Source organism: Paenibacillus sp. BR2-3 (assembly GCF_046529485.1).
Lineage (GTDB): Bacteria > Bacillota > Bacilli > Paenibacillales > Paenibacillaceae > Paenibacillus_AQ.
In genome coordinates, this window is the sequence record NZ_CP126311.1 from 4,090,497 (window position 1) to 4,107,671 (window position 17,175).

Sequence of the window (17,175 nt, forward strand, 5' to 3'; positions counted from 1 at the left end):
ATTCAGGGACGATTGATTATCGCGGTACCACCCTGGTTATCGCCTATGCCCTGATACATCACGGGACACCTGCAGACGATCGCCTTGTCGCGGCTGTTAACGGGAGCCCCCGGTGAGCTTGTCCTCACACTCCGAAATCAGCTTTCCGCCGCTTTGTCTTCAAGGTTCTCCCAGCCATTACGGCCTGTGCCATAAAGGAACCTGTTCTCTGATCAAGCCATACCCCGGCGTACTTCATTTCATCAACGTTTTGTTTGCTTTGTATTTTAACATTTCAAGTATAGCCAGTGCCCTTATTTCTGTCAATCTCGGACACATTGTTTATTTTTTGTACATTCCTTTTCTGCACGTGCTACCTGCTTAATGCCCATTCTTATTTGATTCTCTGATAAATTTGAATATCCTAATATAAATGTAGGTTTTTTCGGTATTGAATCAATAAAATAATCGGATGCGGGATATATTTTGGATCCATACTGAAGAGCCTTCTTGGCTATCAACTCTTCACCAACAGTTGTTTCCAGTTCAATCAACAAGTGTAATCCTGCCTCGTCTCCGAAATACTTAACCCGATTACCAAATTCTTGATTTAACGAATTCACCAAGCAAGCCCTGCGAGTGGCATATAGTTTTCCCATTCGGCTCACATGCTTTGCGTATTGTCCTGACTGTATGAAATCCGTTAGTGCTTCCTGTTCTAAAGTAGGGGTCATCCGATCAGTGATCCATTTAATCGCTAGAAATGGCTCTATTAAGGAAGGCGGAAGAATGGCATAGCCAATGCGTAAAGCAGGAAACAGAATTTTACTGAAACTTCCCACATACACGACTCGACCACTTGAATCTAGCCCTGCCAGTGCAGACACTTTTTGCCCCACATATCGATACTCACTATCATAATCATCTTCAATAATTAATGCTCCCGACCTTCTTGCCCAATCTAAGAGTTGTATTCTCCGGTTGAATGACATCGTCACACCCGTGGGAAACTGATGTGATGGAGTAACATAGAGAAGTTTAGGGATTCTTACAGTCCTTTTACTGCGAGTAGCAATACTTTGATCAATCTCATGAACACATATTCCTTCTTGATCTACACGTACGGGAATCACTTCACCGCCTGAGAAACTAAATATTTCACGCAACACATTATGAGTTGGATCCTCTACTAATACTTGTTCACCATTATTCAGACATAGTCTGGCAAGAATATCTAATGCCTGTGTAGCTCCTGTTGTAATAACAATTTGCTCAGGTAAAGCTGGAATTGATCGTGTAGAACGCACCAAACGTGCGATCTCCTCCCTAAGTGCTAAGGAACCTTCTGCCGGTCCATAAGTAAGCATGTCAGGCGTGGCCCTCCTACATGCTTCAGTCAAAGCCCTCTGCCAACGATCCATCGGAAATACATCCCAAGCAGGAACACCATGACGAAAATCATAAGGAACTGCATTGTTGTTATTTAAATTTGCAGATAACGGAGAGTTTTCAGCCGCTATGAAACTCGGTACTTTGGTTGTCACTTCACAATATAAATGTGATTCATTATCGAGGTCTGTGTCTATTCCCGCTGCATTTGCGGCAATAAATGTTCCTGCACCCTTTCTCATCTCCAGATAACCTTCCGCCTGAAGCTGTTCATAGGCTTGAAGAATGACGCTGCGAGAAACTTGAATTTGCTCAGACATTAATCGTGTTGAGGGAATCTGATCGCCGGTTCGTAAGCAACCGTTAGTAATGGATTGTATGATTTGCTCATAAACTTGTCTGGATAAAGATGTAACCAGAGTTTTATCTATTCTGATTAGCAGCTCATATGTCAAGTGAATCCCCCTCCTACCACTCTATGAGATTTCTCTTTATAAATTGATTTAAGCCTCCGGGTACTGAAACACCGGAGGCTTGCTTAATATTTCTAGTCTTATGTTTCTTGGAGTGACGGGTGTACATGGAGCATATCATATACTTGAGCAACATCCTTATCTCCCCGGCCAGAAAGACTAACAATGATGATTTCATCTTTGTTCATTGTTGGAGCAACCTTCATCGCATATGCAACAGCGTGAGAACTTTCCAAGGCCGGGATGATTCCTTCCGTCTTGGAAAGTGTTAAGAAGGCCCTCAACGCTTCTTCATCCGTTATAGAAACATAATCTGCTCGCCCTATATGCTTATAATAGCTATGTTCCGGACCAACACCAGGGTAATCCAAGCCAGCCGCAATGGAATGGCAGTTCTCAGCATCCTCCATGACATGACATCTAAAACCATGGATAATATCTGGTTTACCAGTACATAAAGGCGCAGCATGTATACCCGTCGCAATCCCTTTTCCCGCCGGCTCTACCCCCACTATTCTGACATTAGGGTCATCCACGAAAGGGTAAAACAATCCTACCGCATTCGATCCCCCACCTACACAGGCAGTAATCAAATCAGGGAGACGCCCTTCTTTATCCAGAATCTGTTGTTTGGCTTCCCGTCCAATAATGGATTGGAAATGGCGAACTATGAGCGGAAATGGATGAGGTCCAACAACAGAACCAATTAGATAGAATGTATCTGCATAGTTCTGAGAGAAGTCATTTAATGCTTCATCCACAGCTTCTTTTAACGTTCTGTTTCCAGACTTTGCAGCTACAACCTCTGCTCCTAGCATTTGCATACGAAATACGTTTAAAGCTTGACGTTCAATATCAACCTCTCCCATATAAATCGTGCAAGGAATATTAAATAAGGCACATACGGTAGCAGTGGCAACACCATGTTGCCCTGCACCGGTCTCGGCAATAATTCTTTTTACGTTCATTCGATTAGCAAGAAGAACCTGGCCGATGGTATTATTAATCTTATGCGCTCCCGTATGATTTAAATCTTCACGCTTGAGGTATATTTTTGCTCCGCCCAGTTCGTTCGTCAGTCGGTCGGCAAAGTAAAGCGGGTTAGGTCTGCCCACGTATTCTTTCAAATAATACTGAAACTCCCGCTCGAACTCTTCATCTTCTTTATAACGCTGAAAGGCATCGTCCAGTTTACGTAATGCACTCTTCAGTTCTTCAGAAACATAACTCCCACCAAACTTCTCCTGATTTCCTTCACCAAATACACCATCTCTAGATACTTTAACAATACTCATATAGTAAGTCCTCCTATATATTCGGTGTGTAAAAAGAAGTTCTTTTAAACTCATTTTTATGTTTATAGGCTACTGTGCAATCAAACACGACTTTTGAGGTCATGCCCGGCTTCGTAATTCGTGGGGACATGCCTGGCAATTGTGACGGATCTAGATGGAAACCGGGAAGGTTAGATAGGGTGATAATGTCCACATCTGCCTGAAAGCGAGTAGCCATAGCCCACCACACCTCCTCCTCACTGAAGAGATTAACATCCTCATCTACCAGAACCACCTGTTTGATCATTCGAAATGAACTAAGTATCTTCATCCCAGCACGCCTGACTGTGATATCATCCTGTTCGTTTAGTTTTTGGAATTGAGCGAATAATAACAGCTGGCCCCCACCCGCAGAACTGCAATAGGCATTAGTAATTTGGGATGTCACATGACTACGAACGAACTGGAGCACCGCAGCTTCCATACCAATTGCTAATAGATTTGATTGTTCGTAACCCGGGCCGATTACAGATTGAAAGATTGCATGGGTTGAAGACGTGATGTTTCTAATCTTAACGATTGGTAGATTCGGATGCGCCTTGCCGTCATATCCCAAAAATTCCGGCATAGAATGGCCCCCAAGCCCTCCTTCAGGGGCGTATTCATGTGTTATTTCACCTTCCAATACATACTCCGTTTCGGACAAACAATCTGCATTAACAGATAAACATGAGGAAACCTTGACAGGCTGACCTCGTAATCCCCCTGCAATAGCAAGCTCATTAAACCCCTCAGGAGCTATAGAACCGGTACAACAAGATGCAATATATATCGCAGGATCCAGACCAATATTAACTGAAATCGGAAGCGCTACTCCCATTTCTTTTGCAGCCAGGTAGAAACCCTCCAAATGACGGCCAGGGACCATCCAGATGGTTAGTTCGTTATTACTTTTCACCCATAACCGATGAATAGATATATTGCATTCACCTGTCTTAGGATGCTTCGCGACCACTAACCCCAGTGTAATAAAGGGCCCTGCATCCTTTGGGCTCATTGTGGGGATAGGTAACCTAGATAGGTCAACCTCCTTTTGAATAACTTTTTGGCAAGGTGGCTTCTCGCATTTCACGGGTTCAATAGGATTCTGAACAGCATCAAGCAAGAACTCCGCAATATAATGTTCTTTCGCTCCCAGGAGCATAGCACACCGTTTGCGTGTTCCAAATATCCCAACAAGTGCCGGTTTTTTCATAGGCATAACTTGTTCAAATAGTATCGGTACTCCCGGTCCGGTAGGGGAAGCGACAGGAACCCCACCTCCCTGGGCTGCGTAAATAGCTGCTAACTCATATCTGGCCTGCACAGGTAACGTAAAACGTTGGGGGCCTTCATCATTTGCATCCAAATATAAAAGGGCCGATTTCAGTGAATGGATCCCGTATTCAGTAATAAAGTCATCTGAGGCTCTCAAACTGCAGACTCGTCTGATTGTTGTCGACTATGTAAATACTCAAGCTGCATATCAGTTAGAACAGTAATAAGTGTCTGGTAAGTAGGAACTGCAATCTGTGGTTCAAGACCTATTTCTTCCGCAAGTTTAGCCACCTTATCCAGTACCTGTTGAACCCGATCACAAGAGCGAACGGACTCTTCATCCGTTTTTAATACCATAATTTTCTTTACGACTTGAGTTCTTTCAGCGAGCAGTGCCACAATCTGCCGATCAATACGATCTATTTCTTGACGATGAATCGTAAGATTCTCTTTAATCATTGAATATGCCCCCTATACAATTTGAGATTTAAATGATGAATGAACATACGTCGAAATAAAATTCTGAAAGATCTGAAATCCACCATCTGTATACACACTTTCAGGATGAAATTGTATGGATTCAATTGGAAATTCCTTGTGTCGCACTCCCATGATATAACCATCATCCATTGATTCCGCTGTGACTTCAAGACAATCGGGCAAACCAGCTTTGCTCACAATTAAAGAATGATACCGAGTAGCACGAAATGGATTATTGAGGCCTGCAAAACAACCTTTACTGTCATGAATAATCTCGCTTGTTTTACCATGCATAAGGTGGTCTGCACGTACAATACCACTTCCAAAGGCAAGTCCAATAGCCTGATGTCCCAAACAGACGCCAAGGATAGGAAGCTGTGCACCGTATTGATGGATCAGTTCAATATATCGAGCATCAGCTGGATGGCCCGGACCGGGACCGAGTACTACAAAATTTGGAGCAACCTGTTCCACCAAGCCGAGGTTCAAATGATCATTACGCACCACTTCTAACTCCACTCCAGCTTTCATAAGATACTGGCAAATAATATATACAAAACTATCATAAGCATCAATGACTAACGCTCTCATTCAGCACCTCCTTACCTGTTATTGCCCAGAACAAAGCGCCCATTTTATGAAATGTTTCACTCCATTCATTCTCCGGTATGGAATCAGCGACCACTCCTGCAGAAGCCCGAATGGAATAAAGATTTGGTTCGTGGTGAACCGCCGTTCGAATACAAAGGGCCATATTTACATATCCATTAAAATCAATAAATCCCACTGCTCCTGCATAAACACCACGGCGTGTTGTTTCAAGTTCTTCTATAATTTCCATGGCCCGAATCTTAGGCGCTCCCGTCATTGTTCCTGCCGGAAAAGTTGCAGCAATAATGTCGTACATGTCTTTGGAGACTTCTTGCTTCCCTCCTACATTTGATACTAAATGATTCACGTGCGAATACTTTTCTATAGCCATAAGTTCCTGCACTTCCAAAGACCCTTTACTACAGACTCGACCAATATCATTGCGGCATAAATCCACTAACATGATGTGTTCGGCTACTTCCTTTTCATCCAACTTTAGCTTTTCAATGAATCGCTCATCTTCTTCTTGGGTAGAGCCTCTGCGGCAAGTACCCGCAATGGGCCTCATGATAATGTATTGTCCCTGGATTTTAATATAGAGCTCCGGACTGGCACCTATTAGTGTCATCCCTCCAAAAGAGGCCAAATACATGTAAGGCGATGGATTACGTATTCGCAACCTCTGATAGACGTCAACAGGAGTAATGTTGCTTTCAATATTTATTTGATTCCCTAACTGCACTTGATAAATATCTCCGTTTGAGATATAAGAAAGGGCTTTTTTCACATTACTTTCATACAAATGACGATCTATAGTATATTCTACGGATGACGGCTCTATAATATCATCTGAAGTCTGGCTTTCTTGTAAAACGCCCTCGTGAAACACATTACAAATCTCCGCTTTTGATAGGTCATCCCATACTCCACTGGATTGGTTGAGAATTAACCTGGCAGTCTTGTCGATTAAATCATATTCAATTAATCCTTGGTAAATAGACAAGACAATATCCGGTACAGTTCCGTCATTTGGAATATGACTAGGTAGATTTTCAACAGACCACGCCGTATCATATCCTAAATATCCAAAAAATCCGAAATAGAATGCTTCTCCCCGGTTGGGGACTGAAACAGAGAACTGAGACTGAACGAATCGAAAAAAATCCCACAATCCCTTACGGTCATTTAGATGCAAAGCATGATCCTGTGTAATTAGTAAACCTGCCTTCAAAGCACCCTTCATCACTCGTTCAACAATTGACTTTACACCATTCAGTTGTACCTCAGTCCCCAACGCAGTAATTGTAAAAATAGGTTTAAACCCTACTAAAGTACTCTGTGCATTCTTGGAAGGTCCGGATAATGTTTCAAGTAAGTAGACTTCCTGCTGCCCTAGATGTTCCAGTAAAGCCAAATATGTCTGAAAAGAATCATGAAACTCTATTTCATGTACTTCAGTGTTTACTTGAATTGGATGCAAGATCGTTCACACTCCAATCTAATTTTATTCTATTCCATTTCATCGATGACAAACACTAAAGTAGGGCTGCCTTCCATTCCCTGTGACCGATGAGGATCTCCGTCAGGAATCACGAATCCCATGCCGGGTCTACAAGACACCTTTCTGTCTTCGTAATGTATCGTAAATTCTCCTTGCAAAACATAACCAACATGCCCTTTTAGACACCAGTGCTCTTCATTGAATCCTGGTGGAAGTTCCAACAAACGAATTCGCTTATTTCCTATATAACTAATTTTAACGCGTCCGTTAGCCCCAGGCTTTTCCCACCCACTCCACTCCATATTAGGAAAATCAATACCTTCAAGAGCTTCCAGTTCATTATTCGTCATAGCCATCAACCTCCATTTTTATTATATGGATAACCCAATATGTTGGGTTAATCTCTTAAACTAGTGGTTCTTTTAGACGAAAAAGCTCGTTCTCACATATTTTTCGCTCATTATCTTCCTCACACTGTAAGAAAGAGTTATTAGTAATTTGAGAATAATGCTTCATTGCAGATATCATATCGATCATCCGATTGACCATTCTCCGAACAGAATCCATACCTTCCAGATCACTAAATGCCTCCCTTGTTTGTCCAGCATGCAATAGAGCCGGGAAACCACTTCCTACCATAATCATTCGATTCAATAGAATATTGTTTACGATCTGGGAATGTACATGTTGATGATTATAGCGCCGGCCTGTAACAATAACTCCCCCGATTTTGTTAGTAAGAGGTCTTTCAAACCGAAGATAACATACACCTGATCGCTCTATAAAAATCTGCATTTGATGACCCATGCCAAATCCATGAACAGGAACTGCGTAAATAATACCCTCAGCCTTGCGCATCATTTGTATAATATACGGCATATCATCAGTCAACTCACAAGGGTTCTCCCGATTGTTACAATCCCCACAAGTACTGCAAGCAGAGATGTTGAAGTCTCGTAAATTTAATACAGAAAGATTAGCTCCTCTTTGGATGGCTACTTCATTACTATACTGTAGGATTTGATCTGTATTCCCTCCGACACGGGTTGATCCACATATAGCTAGTAATTCTACTGGCACAATATCCATAGTTTCATAATCCTCCCACTATATTTCCAATCTCAAATTGTTGCTGTATCCGAAAAGTACGGCTTACTGGGGGAAGCCAAGGCGCTAACCGTTGCCGGAGACGGCACACCGGTCGTCACTTCTGCCTATCCCGCAGTAAACTGCGTGTGATTGTCATGCCCGCGGTATAGCGAAATGCCGCCACCCTCGCCTGTACTCTCAACCCGATTGCAACTCGGGATGGGGACAGTGCGCGGGAGAGATACTTCAGTGGATACCACCTGTACATGCTGACCGCCGCGAACAGTCCGAATGATCTGCCGCTGTATCCCAGGCTCCAGCCCGCCTCGCGTCACGACGCGGTGAGTTTGGTCATCAGTACCGTGGAATTTTCGCAACGCTTCACGTTGGGCATGATAGATAAGATGCTACTTGATGCTGCTCACGATGCCGGTGCCATTTATGATCTGATTGCCCACCAGAATATTCAATCTTTTATTGACCTGAACATACGGAAAAAGAAGAATCTTGAGACGGACAGTGACATTCTTATTTCGCCCAAAGGTATTCCTATTTCCCCGGCTGGCTCCTTAGCTACCTGCTCCCTTTTTTCTAAATTTGGCTCTCTCAGGCATCTTTGGCATGTCATTTTATGAAAGAGGATTTGATATCCATTTTCCCCTGTCTATTTTTAACTCTAGTGGTTCATTTTAGCTCTGAACGCCTCCTTTATTCCGAGAACCTATACTAATCATAGAATTTTAACAATAACAGCTACGGTAACAGATGCAATAATTACCCCAAATAGAGGTACTTTCTTTACAAATACGAGTAACACAGCGACTAAACCCGCTGCAATCCCTACCATCGGTGTCTCTTCATCCACTTGAAATATACCGGGAATGGTTAATGCACTAAGTACGGCCAATGGAAGATTCTCCAGAAACCAGTTTTTTCTCTCTTCAACCTCTGCCTTCCGAATAAGTAACAACGGTGTAAATCGAAATAAGAAGGTAGTAATGCCCATTCCTAGGATCAATAGTATAGTCATGTTACTTCACTCCTGATCTTATCCTCTTTTGCAGGGAATCTACCGCCTACGCATGCCCCGATTATCATGGCTACCACCACAGTAGCCGTTCCTAAGAATGGCTGTAACAACCAAGAGGAGGCAGCGGCTGAGATACTGATCGCCAAGTTTCTTTTGCTTCCCCGTAACTGAGGGATAACCAGTGCAATAAGCATGGCGTATAATGAAGTATTAAGTGCAGGCAGGATATTAGTTGGAATATAACCCGCGAGCATTATTCCTGCATATGTTGAGATTAAAGTCACGGCGTAAGGTGGGAACTCTAACCCCAGCAAATAGGGAAGAGAATGATTTCCTGCTTCCCCGCGATTTTTTTCTGACATCATGCTTACCGCATAGACTTCTTCCGTTAGCCCGAATCCAATGAGTCCTTTGAAGAACGAGCGAGAATCACGATTCAGCCTTGGAGAGAATGACATACTGATAAAAAAGTATCTTAAATTTATTATCAAGGTAAGAAGTAGAATAATCGGTGCAGCGGTTCCCACTGCTAACAATTTGGCAGCTATAAACTGACTTGCTCCAGCGTAAACTAATGCTGATAAAAGAAATACTTCCCAGTTCCCTAAGGAGAGAGCTTTACCGACGAGGCCGAAGGTGACACATGCTGGGATATATCCAATAACGATGGGAACCGAATCAATGATTCCTTTCTTTACTTGCCCCATTGTATTCGTCACGATCTGTAAGAACCTCCCCACTATGTAATTGAAATGTATGTACAGGAGAATCCCTATGAATAAAAGCCCATTCACATGTTCCCACTCCGGTAAAAGGCTGTAGCAATTCATTTAGAAGAAACGTAGTTGCCTCTACAAGTACTTTAGCTTCTTTATGAACAGCTTCGATCGTAAACAGCATTTGTGAAGATTCGGATGTGGTTTTAATGTTATCACTCTGTCTCCAATTCCAACGCCGGGAGTGGGCTTTCCCTGAATGATCCGCATAAATAATCTCACCGGGTGAAGGAGACTCATATTCATCTACCTTTCCAATCGGCAAGAATCGTTCATTCCCCGCTGCTCTTCTAATGACCAGTTCTTGTACGTCAGAGATGTCACATGAAGCAATTGGTGTGCGACACTTCAAAGATATTGCATTGCATAAATTCACCAACGTATTAATTCGAGCTAATGAGCCTTGTTCGATCACTCGCCTGATCAGAGATTCTGCAGCGCAAGGGTACCTTGCGGGCTTGACACCAAATTGACTATAAATCTTTCGCCAAGCTGCAATTGTAGGTAGTTCACTAACCGAATCTTTTTGCAGTCCTGAGTTCATTATTTCTTGCTCCATATGTGTGAGTAACGCATCAACCTCAGTATCTTTGTCTAAGTTTGTAACATAAGAACTGGCGATCAGCCCAACATGTAAGTGTGGTGCAATGGTAAAGACGTCCTCTGAAAATTCGACCTTAAACTCTCTACTGCTCCCAGCTTGCTTATTACGCAGTTGCTTCATACTGAGTCCTCCTTCACTCCGCTATATAGCATATTATGCCTTATATGTTTTTTTTTATAAAATACCAATTTAGAACCAATGCACCATACCAATTTCAATTGACATGCCCAAGACAGCTATCTGCTTCGGGAGTATTACAAGGCTACATGAACAATAGCAAAAAAAGCTGCCGGCAAATTCGGCCGTTTTGGGTAATCTTCTTTCCGTGGAACAATTTAAATAATCGGCCTCTGTCCGCATCCGTTGCGACAGGGCCGATTTTTGTTTTTAGCCGGTGATGTACACTATTATGGTATAGGGCTAGAGATGTGATTTAATAGATAGGAATAATATCCAGAAGTCCAAACGGGAATAAACAGGCTACTCCTGCTCCCTTCCGCAAAGACCATAGAAGAAAAGATGGACAATTTCCTCCAGAAAGGCATCGGGGTTGTCCTGATTCCGGGCCGCCTCCAGCATTTCTCCGGAGCTTTGGACATACATTCTCATAAGCATTAGAACAGCGCTCACAGAGACCTTCTCAGAGATTTCTCCACGCTTTCTCCCATCCTCTACCATCCTCGCAATTAGCGGAATGACCTGGCTCTCATAATGCTCCTGTATATAACGGAACATCTCCGGATCATCTATCATCAGTTCCTTCACAATGGCGGGCGGTATTGCGGAATAAGATTCTTTTTCTTTAATAAGTGTATATTCAATAATCTCCTTCAAGGAGCGCTTCTCGCTGATGTATTCCTCAAATTCCCGGATAGACCTCTGAATGTAATCCTTAAAGGTTTCCTTCAACAGCGCTTCCTTACTGCCAAAATAATTGTAGATGGTGACCTGCGAGACGCCTGCGGTTTTGGCGATATCCGCGATCCGCATCCGTTTGGGTTCCCAGGTATTCAGCATCTCCAGGGTAGTCTTCATGATTTTTTCCTTGATCAGAGCCGCTCTTTTCTCGAAGCCGTTCATTTAATTCACCCTATCTTGACAGTTTAGTGTATAGTTTCGAAATTAATGAAATATTTTATACAAATAATTTCATAACTCTGTTGACTTCGCTCTTGCTCGGGTCTATTATAACATATGAAATATCAAGTTAATAATATTTCATTATTTTCGTTGGGGGTGCAGTGCAGCATGCTGAAAGTAGAAGGCTTGACGAAACTATTTTCGAATGGCAAAGGAATTAATGATGTCTCGTTCACTGTCAATAAGGGAGAGGTGTTCGGATTTCTGGGGCCGAATGGCGCAGGCAAATCAACGACAATCAGGCATATCATGGGATTCATGAAACCGGATAAGGGATCAGCGACAATTAACGGACTTGATGTCTGGAAAGCGCAGGGGACGGTTCAGAAGCATATTGGGTATCTGCCCGGGGAGATTGCCTTCATTGACGAAATGACGGGCAAATCCTTCCTTGACTTCATGTCAGGGATGCAGGGTGTAAAAGATACGGCAAGACGCAACCGGCTGATCGAGCGCCTGCAGTTCGACGTTGAAACGCCGATCCGGAAAATGTCGAAGGGAATGAAGCAGAAAGTTGGAATTGTTGCCGCATTTATGCATAAGCCCGACGTAATTATCCTGGATGAGCCAACATCGGGACTGGACCCGCTCATGCAGAGGGTATTTATTGATTTGGTGCTGGAAGAAAAGGCAGCCGGAACAACATTCCTGATGTCGTCTCACAGCTTTCAGGAAATTGAACGAACCTGTGACCGCGCAGCGATTATTAAAGACGGCAGCCTCATCACCGTAAAAAACATTCATGAGCTGCAATCCATGCAGCGGAAGCTGTTTGAGGTTATTTTCGAAGAAAAAATGGATGCCGAACATTTTGCCGCCTCCGGTTTGCAGGTTGAGGCCCGTGAAGGGAACATGGTAAGGATAGCTGTTCAGGGAAATTACAACCAGTTCATTCTGGAGACGGGAAAATACAACATCCGCAGCATCGATGTGTTCACCCAGAACCTGGAGGATATTTTCATGAACTATTATGACCGTGAGGGGGCTTCGAAATGAATCTGACACTTTATAAGGAAATGCTGAGAGTGAATATGAAGGGAATTATGAATTACGCCTGCGGTTCTGCCTTCTATATCCTTTTTATGATTTGGCTGTATCCTGGCTTGGCGAACAATACGAAGGCAATTGATGACCTGGTCAGCGCCATGCCGGAGGGTGTTGGAAATGCGTTTGGTCTAAACAGCGGATTTGCCAGTGCTGAAGCTTTTATATCCGGGGAGTATTACGGGTTAATTCTGGTGCTCATTCTATCCATTGTTTGTGTTCAAATGTCAACACAGCTTATGGCCCGGCTGGTCGACCGCGGCTCGATGGCCTATCTGCTTGCTACGCCGACGACGCGGAGAAAAGTGGCTTTTACGCAAGCCCTCGTCCTAACGACAGCCTTGTTTGTGATTATGGCTACAACTACGTTGGCGGGATTTATTGGCGATGCCTGGTTTCTCGGTGGGGAGTATGAATTCAACAGCAGCCGATTTGTCCAGCTGAATGGAGTCGCCTTTCTGCTTTTCTTTGCCATAGGGGCGCTCTCCTTCCTGGTCTCCTCCATATCCAATGATGAGAAAAAGGCGTTCGGTATTTCCGGTGCTATCACGTTTGGATTTTTCACTTTGGATATACTGGGCAAAATAAGCGAAAAAATGGAAGTGCTGCGATACCTGACTCTCTTCACCCTGTATCAGCCCGGCAAGATCGTTAACGGAACCGTAGAGGTGGCTCTGGTCTCCCTCGCCCTGCTGCTGGTCGGAGTATTCGCGTTCGCCCTGGGCATAGAACTGTTCAGACGACGTGATCTGCCGTTATAATTGCAACCTGAAATTTTTGCAACATTTTTATCGCGAATACGTTAATAGTGTTACAAAACCCGTTTGAGATCTTTCACATAGGGTAAAGAATCTTATACTGTGCTTTTTCATTTGCCAAGGGGGAAATTAGTGATGACTAAGAAAAAATCCGTATATGTATTTCCTATTGCAGTTCTGCTGTTCCTTTCCCTAATTACTACGGCAAGCACAGTTGGGACACAGGTCGTTGCGGAGAGCAGCGGCAAGAGTCAGACCCTCACTGTGTATATCCATTCCTTATCATCCGTGAACGGCAATGGCACTATTGCAACCGATGAGATAGACTGGTATCAGGGAGCCGATGCCACGCAAATCTTCACAGAGAGAGAACCGGAGGCTGCTGCAGAAATTGGCGGGCCGCCGGACGATTACTATATTGTGAACGACAGTGACACACTGACAACCTATTCGCTGGCGGATAACGCTGCAGTAATCATGCAGATTTACGACCATACCGGCAACCTGGAGGATCTGGACATTCAATGGAATGAAAAGATTACCCTGCAGCAATTTATAGATGAATTTAACAAAACAGACATATTGGATCTGAGCCAATTACCATACCATATCACGATTCAGGATGGTGTAGTTACTTCTATCGTGCAGCAATACATCCCGTAAACTTATTGCAAAAGAGACCCTGTCAACAGCAACAAAAAGGCAGCCCTTGGAATTTACCAAGGGCTGCCTTTTTGCATTCTAAGTCAATTCGGAATAGCTCTTCCTTTTCCGGCCCCTATGTATAATTTCCTACCCAAAGGTAAACGTTATTGGGTAATCAAGGAAAGGGGGATGATACTCGTGCCATTCAAGTGGATTAAAGATGTTTTTACGCCAGCAAGCCCCAGTAAGCTAGATAGCGTAAAGTTAAAACAAAAGGCGAATGACAAACCTCTTAATCCTTCGTTGTCCCAAACATTAGCCTGGCTCCAATCCAAGCTCGGGAGTAGTCCTGACTTTATCGTTCGTGATTTCAACGAGAATCCGGCTCATGACAGCCTAGTCGTATGCTATATCGAAGGTCTAATTGAGCAAAGTCTGCTAACCGATTTAATAGAAGCCTTGATTACAGAGATGGGATCGGAAGCATCACTTGCGCCTGACGTTCAAGCTGCTGCTGCTTCATTAAAGAAAAAACTCCCTTTGGGAAATATCCAGATCATCCATACCGAAATGAAGCTGGTTCAGGCAATCCTTGCCGGAAGCGCAGCTATTGTTATAGACGGTGTTTCATATGCCCTTGCTGCCTCTATCTCGGGCGGGAGCAGGCGGTCTGTGGAGGAACCCACTTCCCAAACCGTAATAAGGGGACCTAAAGAAGGATTCACTGAAGATATCTCCCTCAATCTAACCCTCCTCAGACGAAAACTGCCGACACCTGAGCTTAAGCTCGAGAGTCACACTATAGGGAATTATACGCAAACCAAAGTTGTATTGGCCTATCTTGAAGGGATTGCCCGGCAGGACGTGATTATGGAAGTGAATAAGCGCCTCCAGGCTATTGATACGGACAGCATTCTTGAAAGTGGTTATATTGAAGAATTTATCCAGGATAAACCGATTACCCCATTTCCGACCATGTTAAATACGGAGCGCCCGGACACCATCGCCGGAAGCCTTTTGGACGGACAGGTAGCCATTTTTGTGGATGGAACCCCCTTTGTTCTGATTGCACCGGTTACCTTTTTTAATTTCTTCCAGTCGAGCGAGGATTATTACCAGCGGTACGATATTTCAACTTTTCTCCGCTTTATCCGCTTGACGTCATTTTTGGTCGCCATGCTGCTTCCGTCCCTGTATATTGCCATAACAACCTTTCAACAGGAAATGCTGCCTACTACCCTTTTAATTTCTCTGTCCGCACAACGTGAAGGAATACCTTTGCCTGCTTTAATGGAGGCGCTGATGATGGAGTTAATGTTCGAGGTGATACGCGAGGCCGGGGTTAGGATGCCCCGGGTCATCGGACCGGCCATATCGATCGTAGGAGCCCTGGTTATCGGTCAAGCAGCGGTGCAAGCCGGTCTGGTCTCGGGTGCAATGGTTATCGTAGTATCCTTTACAGCCATAGCCAATTTTGTAATTCCATACTTTAATATGGCGTCGGCAGTCCGGCTGATCCGCTTTGCGCTCATGCTCCTGGCGGGTACGCTTGGTTTATTCGGGATTCTGGCCGGAGTTATCCCCCTTTTGAATCATCTCGTCTCGCTTAAGTCTTTCGGGGTTAACTATTTGATACCCTATGCTCCTTTCGATAAATCTAATATGAAGGATTTAATCATCAGAGCGCCGTGGTGGGCGATGAAGACCAGACCGAGCGAAATATCAGGACGAAACAAGTACAGACAGGCACCTCACCAATTTCCCGAACATTCAGATTTTAAAGGGAGTAAAGATAAGCCCGATACTCAGGAATAAGGAGAGATAACAGTGCGCAGATTAGGGGTTATTTCCGTTCTACTTCTTATAGGGTTATGGCTCTCAGGATGCGGTAACCAAACCGAATTGAACGAGCTGGGGATCATATCGGCAACCGGAGTGGATGGAACAGAAGGAAATTGGACTGTTACATATCAGATTATCATCCCTTCGGCGATGTCCTCCGGTGCTGGCGGGTCCGGTGGAGGAGGCGGTTCCCAATCGGCCGTGCACACATTCTCTACAGAAGGAAAAACTATAAGAGAGGCCATAGATGTAAGTAATCTGGAAAATCCGCGCAAGCTGTATTTTGCCCATAACAACGTGCTCCTCATAGGAAAAGAGACCGCAAATGCAGGAATTAATGAAATTGTGGATTCCTATTTACGTAATTTCGATTCGAGGGAAACCGTAAAAGTAATGGTTGCCGATCAGGAAGCCCGTGATCTCTTGAAGCAGCTCGTGCCGCCGGAAAGACTTCCAGGCGTAGCTCTGGCGAAAATTCTGAAAAAGGATAGCCAAATGGGATCATTTTTCCCGACAATAACCATGTACGAAATAGCCCAGAGAATCAGTTCCGAGACCGGTGCAGTCGGCATTCCGGAGGTGTCCATGGTTGGCTCTGGAGATGAAAAACTGGATTCCATCGAGGTTTTCCAAAAAACATCTTCCAAGGTTAAGCTGAAGTTATCGGGATTAAGTGTGTTTAAAGGATCGAAGAGGATCGCTACACTGAATCGAATGGAGAGTCAGGGCATTTCCTGGCTAGACAACAAGATGAATAGCAGCACCCTGTCCTTTGAAGATCCGAATACAAAGGATGGTGTAAAATCATTCACCGCTTTTCAGGTCCATATTGCTAAAGTTAAAACTACGCCGGTAAAGGGTCCCCTGCATTACACCTTAAACGTGAAGGTTAGAGTGAATGGGGAGATCGTGGAATCCGCCTCACAGGAAGATATTTCAAAAACAGAGGGGATCAATAAAATGCAGCAGCTGGTGAATAAACAGATAGAGGCGCAAATTCAGGACAGCTGGAAAACCATTCAGAAGCTCAACGTTGACCTTTTAGGCATCGCAAATAAAGTTCATCGTAAATACCCCAAGGATTGGAACAAGATCAAAGGGTCATGGTCTGATGAGCTGGCAAGAATGGATATTAAAATAGATGTACAAACCATAATCAGCCGGCCTGGATTATTTCAAAAGTCGTTTACAAAGCAGGTCGAGCCTGAAACGGATAATTGATTAAATTAAGGGACATTATGCG

General features: G+C 44.0%; 18 protein-coding genes. 6 read left to right on the forward strand and 12 right to left on the reverse strand.

Annotated elements, in window-relative coordinates:
* Positions 1-302: 302 nt before the first annotated feature.
* From PaeBR_RS19705 to PaeBR_RS19740, 8 genes are all read right to left on the reverse strand, one after another.
* Entirely contained in the window at positions 303-1,823 is a 1,521-nt protein-coding gene (locus PaeBR_RS19705) for a PLP-dependent aminotransferase family protein (RefSeq protein ID WP_410512204.1), read from the reverse strand.
* A 98-nt stretch (positions 1,824-1,921) separates the two neighbouring features.
* Positions 1,922-3,136 (reverse strand): tryptophan synthase subunit beta, encoded by a 1,215-nt coding sequence (trpB, locus tag PaeBR_RS19710; protein WP_410512205.1) that lies wholly within the window; start codon positions 3,134-3,136, stop codon positions 1,922-1,924.
* 13 nt (positions 3,137-3,149) lie between these two features.
* Complete coding sequence (locus PaeBR_RS19715; RefSeq protein WP_410512206.1) at positions 3,150-4,523, reverse strand: UbiD family decarboxylase; 1,374 nt, start codon at positions 4,521-4,523, stop codon at positions 3,150-3,152.
* A 62-nt stretch (positions 4,524-4,585) separates the two neighbouring features.
* Positions 4,586-4,891: a chorismate mutase gene (locus PaeBR_RS19720; RefSeq protein ID WP_410512207.1), complete on the reverse strand. Its 306-nt coding sequence runs from the start codon at positions 4,889-4,891 to the stop codon at positions 4,586-4,588.
* A 12-nt stretch (positions 4,892-4,903) separates the two neighbouring features.
* On the reverse strand, positions 4,904-5,503 hold the full coding sequence (locus PaeBR_RS19725) for an anthranilate synthase component II (protein ID WP_410512208.1): 600 nt from the start codon (positions 5,501-5,503) through the stop codon (positions 4,904-4,906).
* Positions 5,484-6,983: an anthranilate synthase component I family protein gene (locus tag PaeBR_RS19730; protein ID WP_410512209.1), complete on the reverse strand. Its 1,500-nt coding sequence runs from the start codon at positions 6,981-6,983 to the stop codon at positions 5,484-5,486. Before PaeBR_RS19730 ends, PaeBR_RS19725 begins: the two co-directional genes overlap by 20 nt.
* A gap of 29 nt (positions 6,984-7,012) precedes the next feature.
* Positions 7,013-7,354: a cupin domain-containing protein gene (locus PaeBR_RS19735; RefSeq protein WP_410512210.1), complete on the reverse strand. Its 342-nt coding sequence runs from the start codon at positions 7,352-7,354 to the stop codon at positions 7,013-7,015.
* 55 nt (positions 7,355-7,409) lie between these two features.
* Complete coding sequence (locus PaeBR_RS19740; protein ID WP_410512211.1) at positions 7,410-8,093, reverse strand: flavodoxin family protein; 684 nt, start codon at positions 8,091-8,093, stop codon at positions 7,410-7,412.
* Between the two features lie 266 nt (positions 8,094-8,359).
* Between PaeBR_RS19740 and PaeBR_RS19745 the strand changes: the two genes are divergently transcribed.
* On the forward strand, positions 8,360-8,728 hold the full coding sequence (locus PaeBR_RS19745) for a hypothetical protein (protein WP_410512212.1): 369 nt from the start codon (positions 8,360-8,362) through the stop codon (positions 8,726-8,728).
* Positions 8,729-8,823: 95 nt separating this feature from the next.
* Here PaeBR_RS19745 and PaeBR_RS19750 read toward each other — a convergent pair whose 3' ends face one another.
* From PaeBR_RS19750 to PaeBR_RS19765, 4 genes are all read right to left on the reverse strand, one after another.
* Positions 8,824-9,123, reverse strand: a complete 300-nt coding sequence (locus PaeBR_RS19750) for an AzlD domain-containing protein (RefSeq protein ID WP_410512213.1) — start codon at positions 9,121-9,123, stop codon at positions 8,824-8,826.
* On the reverse strand, positions 9,120-9,842 hold the full coding sequence (locus PaeBR_RS19755; protein ID WP_410512214.1) for an AzlC family ABC transporter permease: 723 nt from the start codon (positions 9,840-9,842) through the stop codon (positions 9,120-9,122). The genes PaeBR_RS19750 and PaeBR_RS19755 overlap by 4 nt, the downstream gene beginning before the upstream one ends.
* Positions 9,802-10,623, reverse strand: coding sequence for a B3/4 domain-containing protein (locus PaeBR_RS19760; protein WP_410512215.1), 822 nt, complete (start codon positions 10,621-10,623; stop codon positions 9,802-9,804). Before PaeBR_RS19760 ends, PaeBR_RS19755 begins: the two co-directional genes overlap by 41 nt.
* A 360-nt stretch (positions 10,624-10,983) precedes the next feature.
* Positions 10,984-11,583 carry a TetR/AcrR family transcriptional regulator gene (locus tag PaeBR_RS19765; protein WP_410512216.1) on the reverse strand — a complete coding sequence of 200 codons (600 nt, stop codon included), beginning with the start codon at positions 11,581-11,583 and terminating at the stop codon, positions 10,984-10,986.
* 168 nt (positions 11,584-11,751) lie between these two features.
* Between PaeBR_RS19765 and PaeBR_RS19770 the strand changes: the two genes are divergently transcribed.
* The 5 genes from PaeBR_RS19770 to PaeBR_RS19790 all read left to right on the forward strand — a co-directional run bounded on the left by PaeBR_RS19770 (position 11,752) and on the right by PaeBR_RS19790 (position 17,153).
* The gene (locus tag PaeBR_RS19770; RefSeq protein ID WP_410512217.1) at positions 11,752-12,639 is read left to right on the forward strand and encodes an ABC transporter ATP-binding protein; all 888 of its coding nucleotides are present in this window, start codon (positions 11,752-11,754) and stop codon (positions 12,637-12,639) included.
* Complete coding sequence (locus PaeBR_RS19775) at positions 12,636-13,448, forward strand: ABC transporter permease subunit (protein ID WP_410512218.1); 813 nt, start codon at positions 12,636-12,638, stop codon at positions 13,446-13,448. Before PaeBR_RS19770 ends, PaeBR_RS19775 begins: the two co-directional genes overlap by 4 nt.
* A gap of 132 nt (positions 13,449-13,580) precedes the next feature.
* A complete protein-coding gene (locus tag PaeBR_RS19780) occupies positions 13,581-14,108 on the forward strand; it encodes a hypothetical protein (RefSeq protein ID WP_410512219.1) in 528 nt (175 codons plus the stop codon).
* A gap of 180 nt (positions 14,109-14,288) precedes the next feature.
* Entirely contained in the window at positions 14,289-15,905 is a 1,617-nt protein-coding gene (locus tag PaeBR_RS19785) for a spore germination protein (RefSeq protein WP_410512220.1), read from the forward strand.
* A gap of 12 nt (positions 15,906-15,917) precedes the next feature.
* Positions 15,918-17,153, forward strand: a complete 1,236-nt coding sequence (locus tag PaeBR_RS19790; protein ID WP_410512221.1) for a Ger(x)C family spore germination protein — start codon at positions 15,918-15,920, stop codon at positions 17,151-17,153.
* The last annotated feature ends 22 nt before the right edge of the window (positions 17,154-17,175 follow it).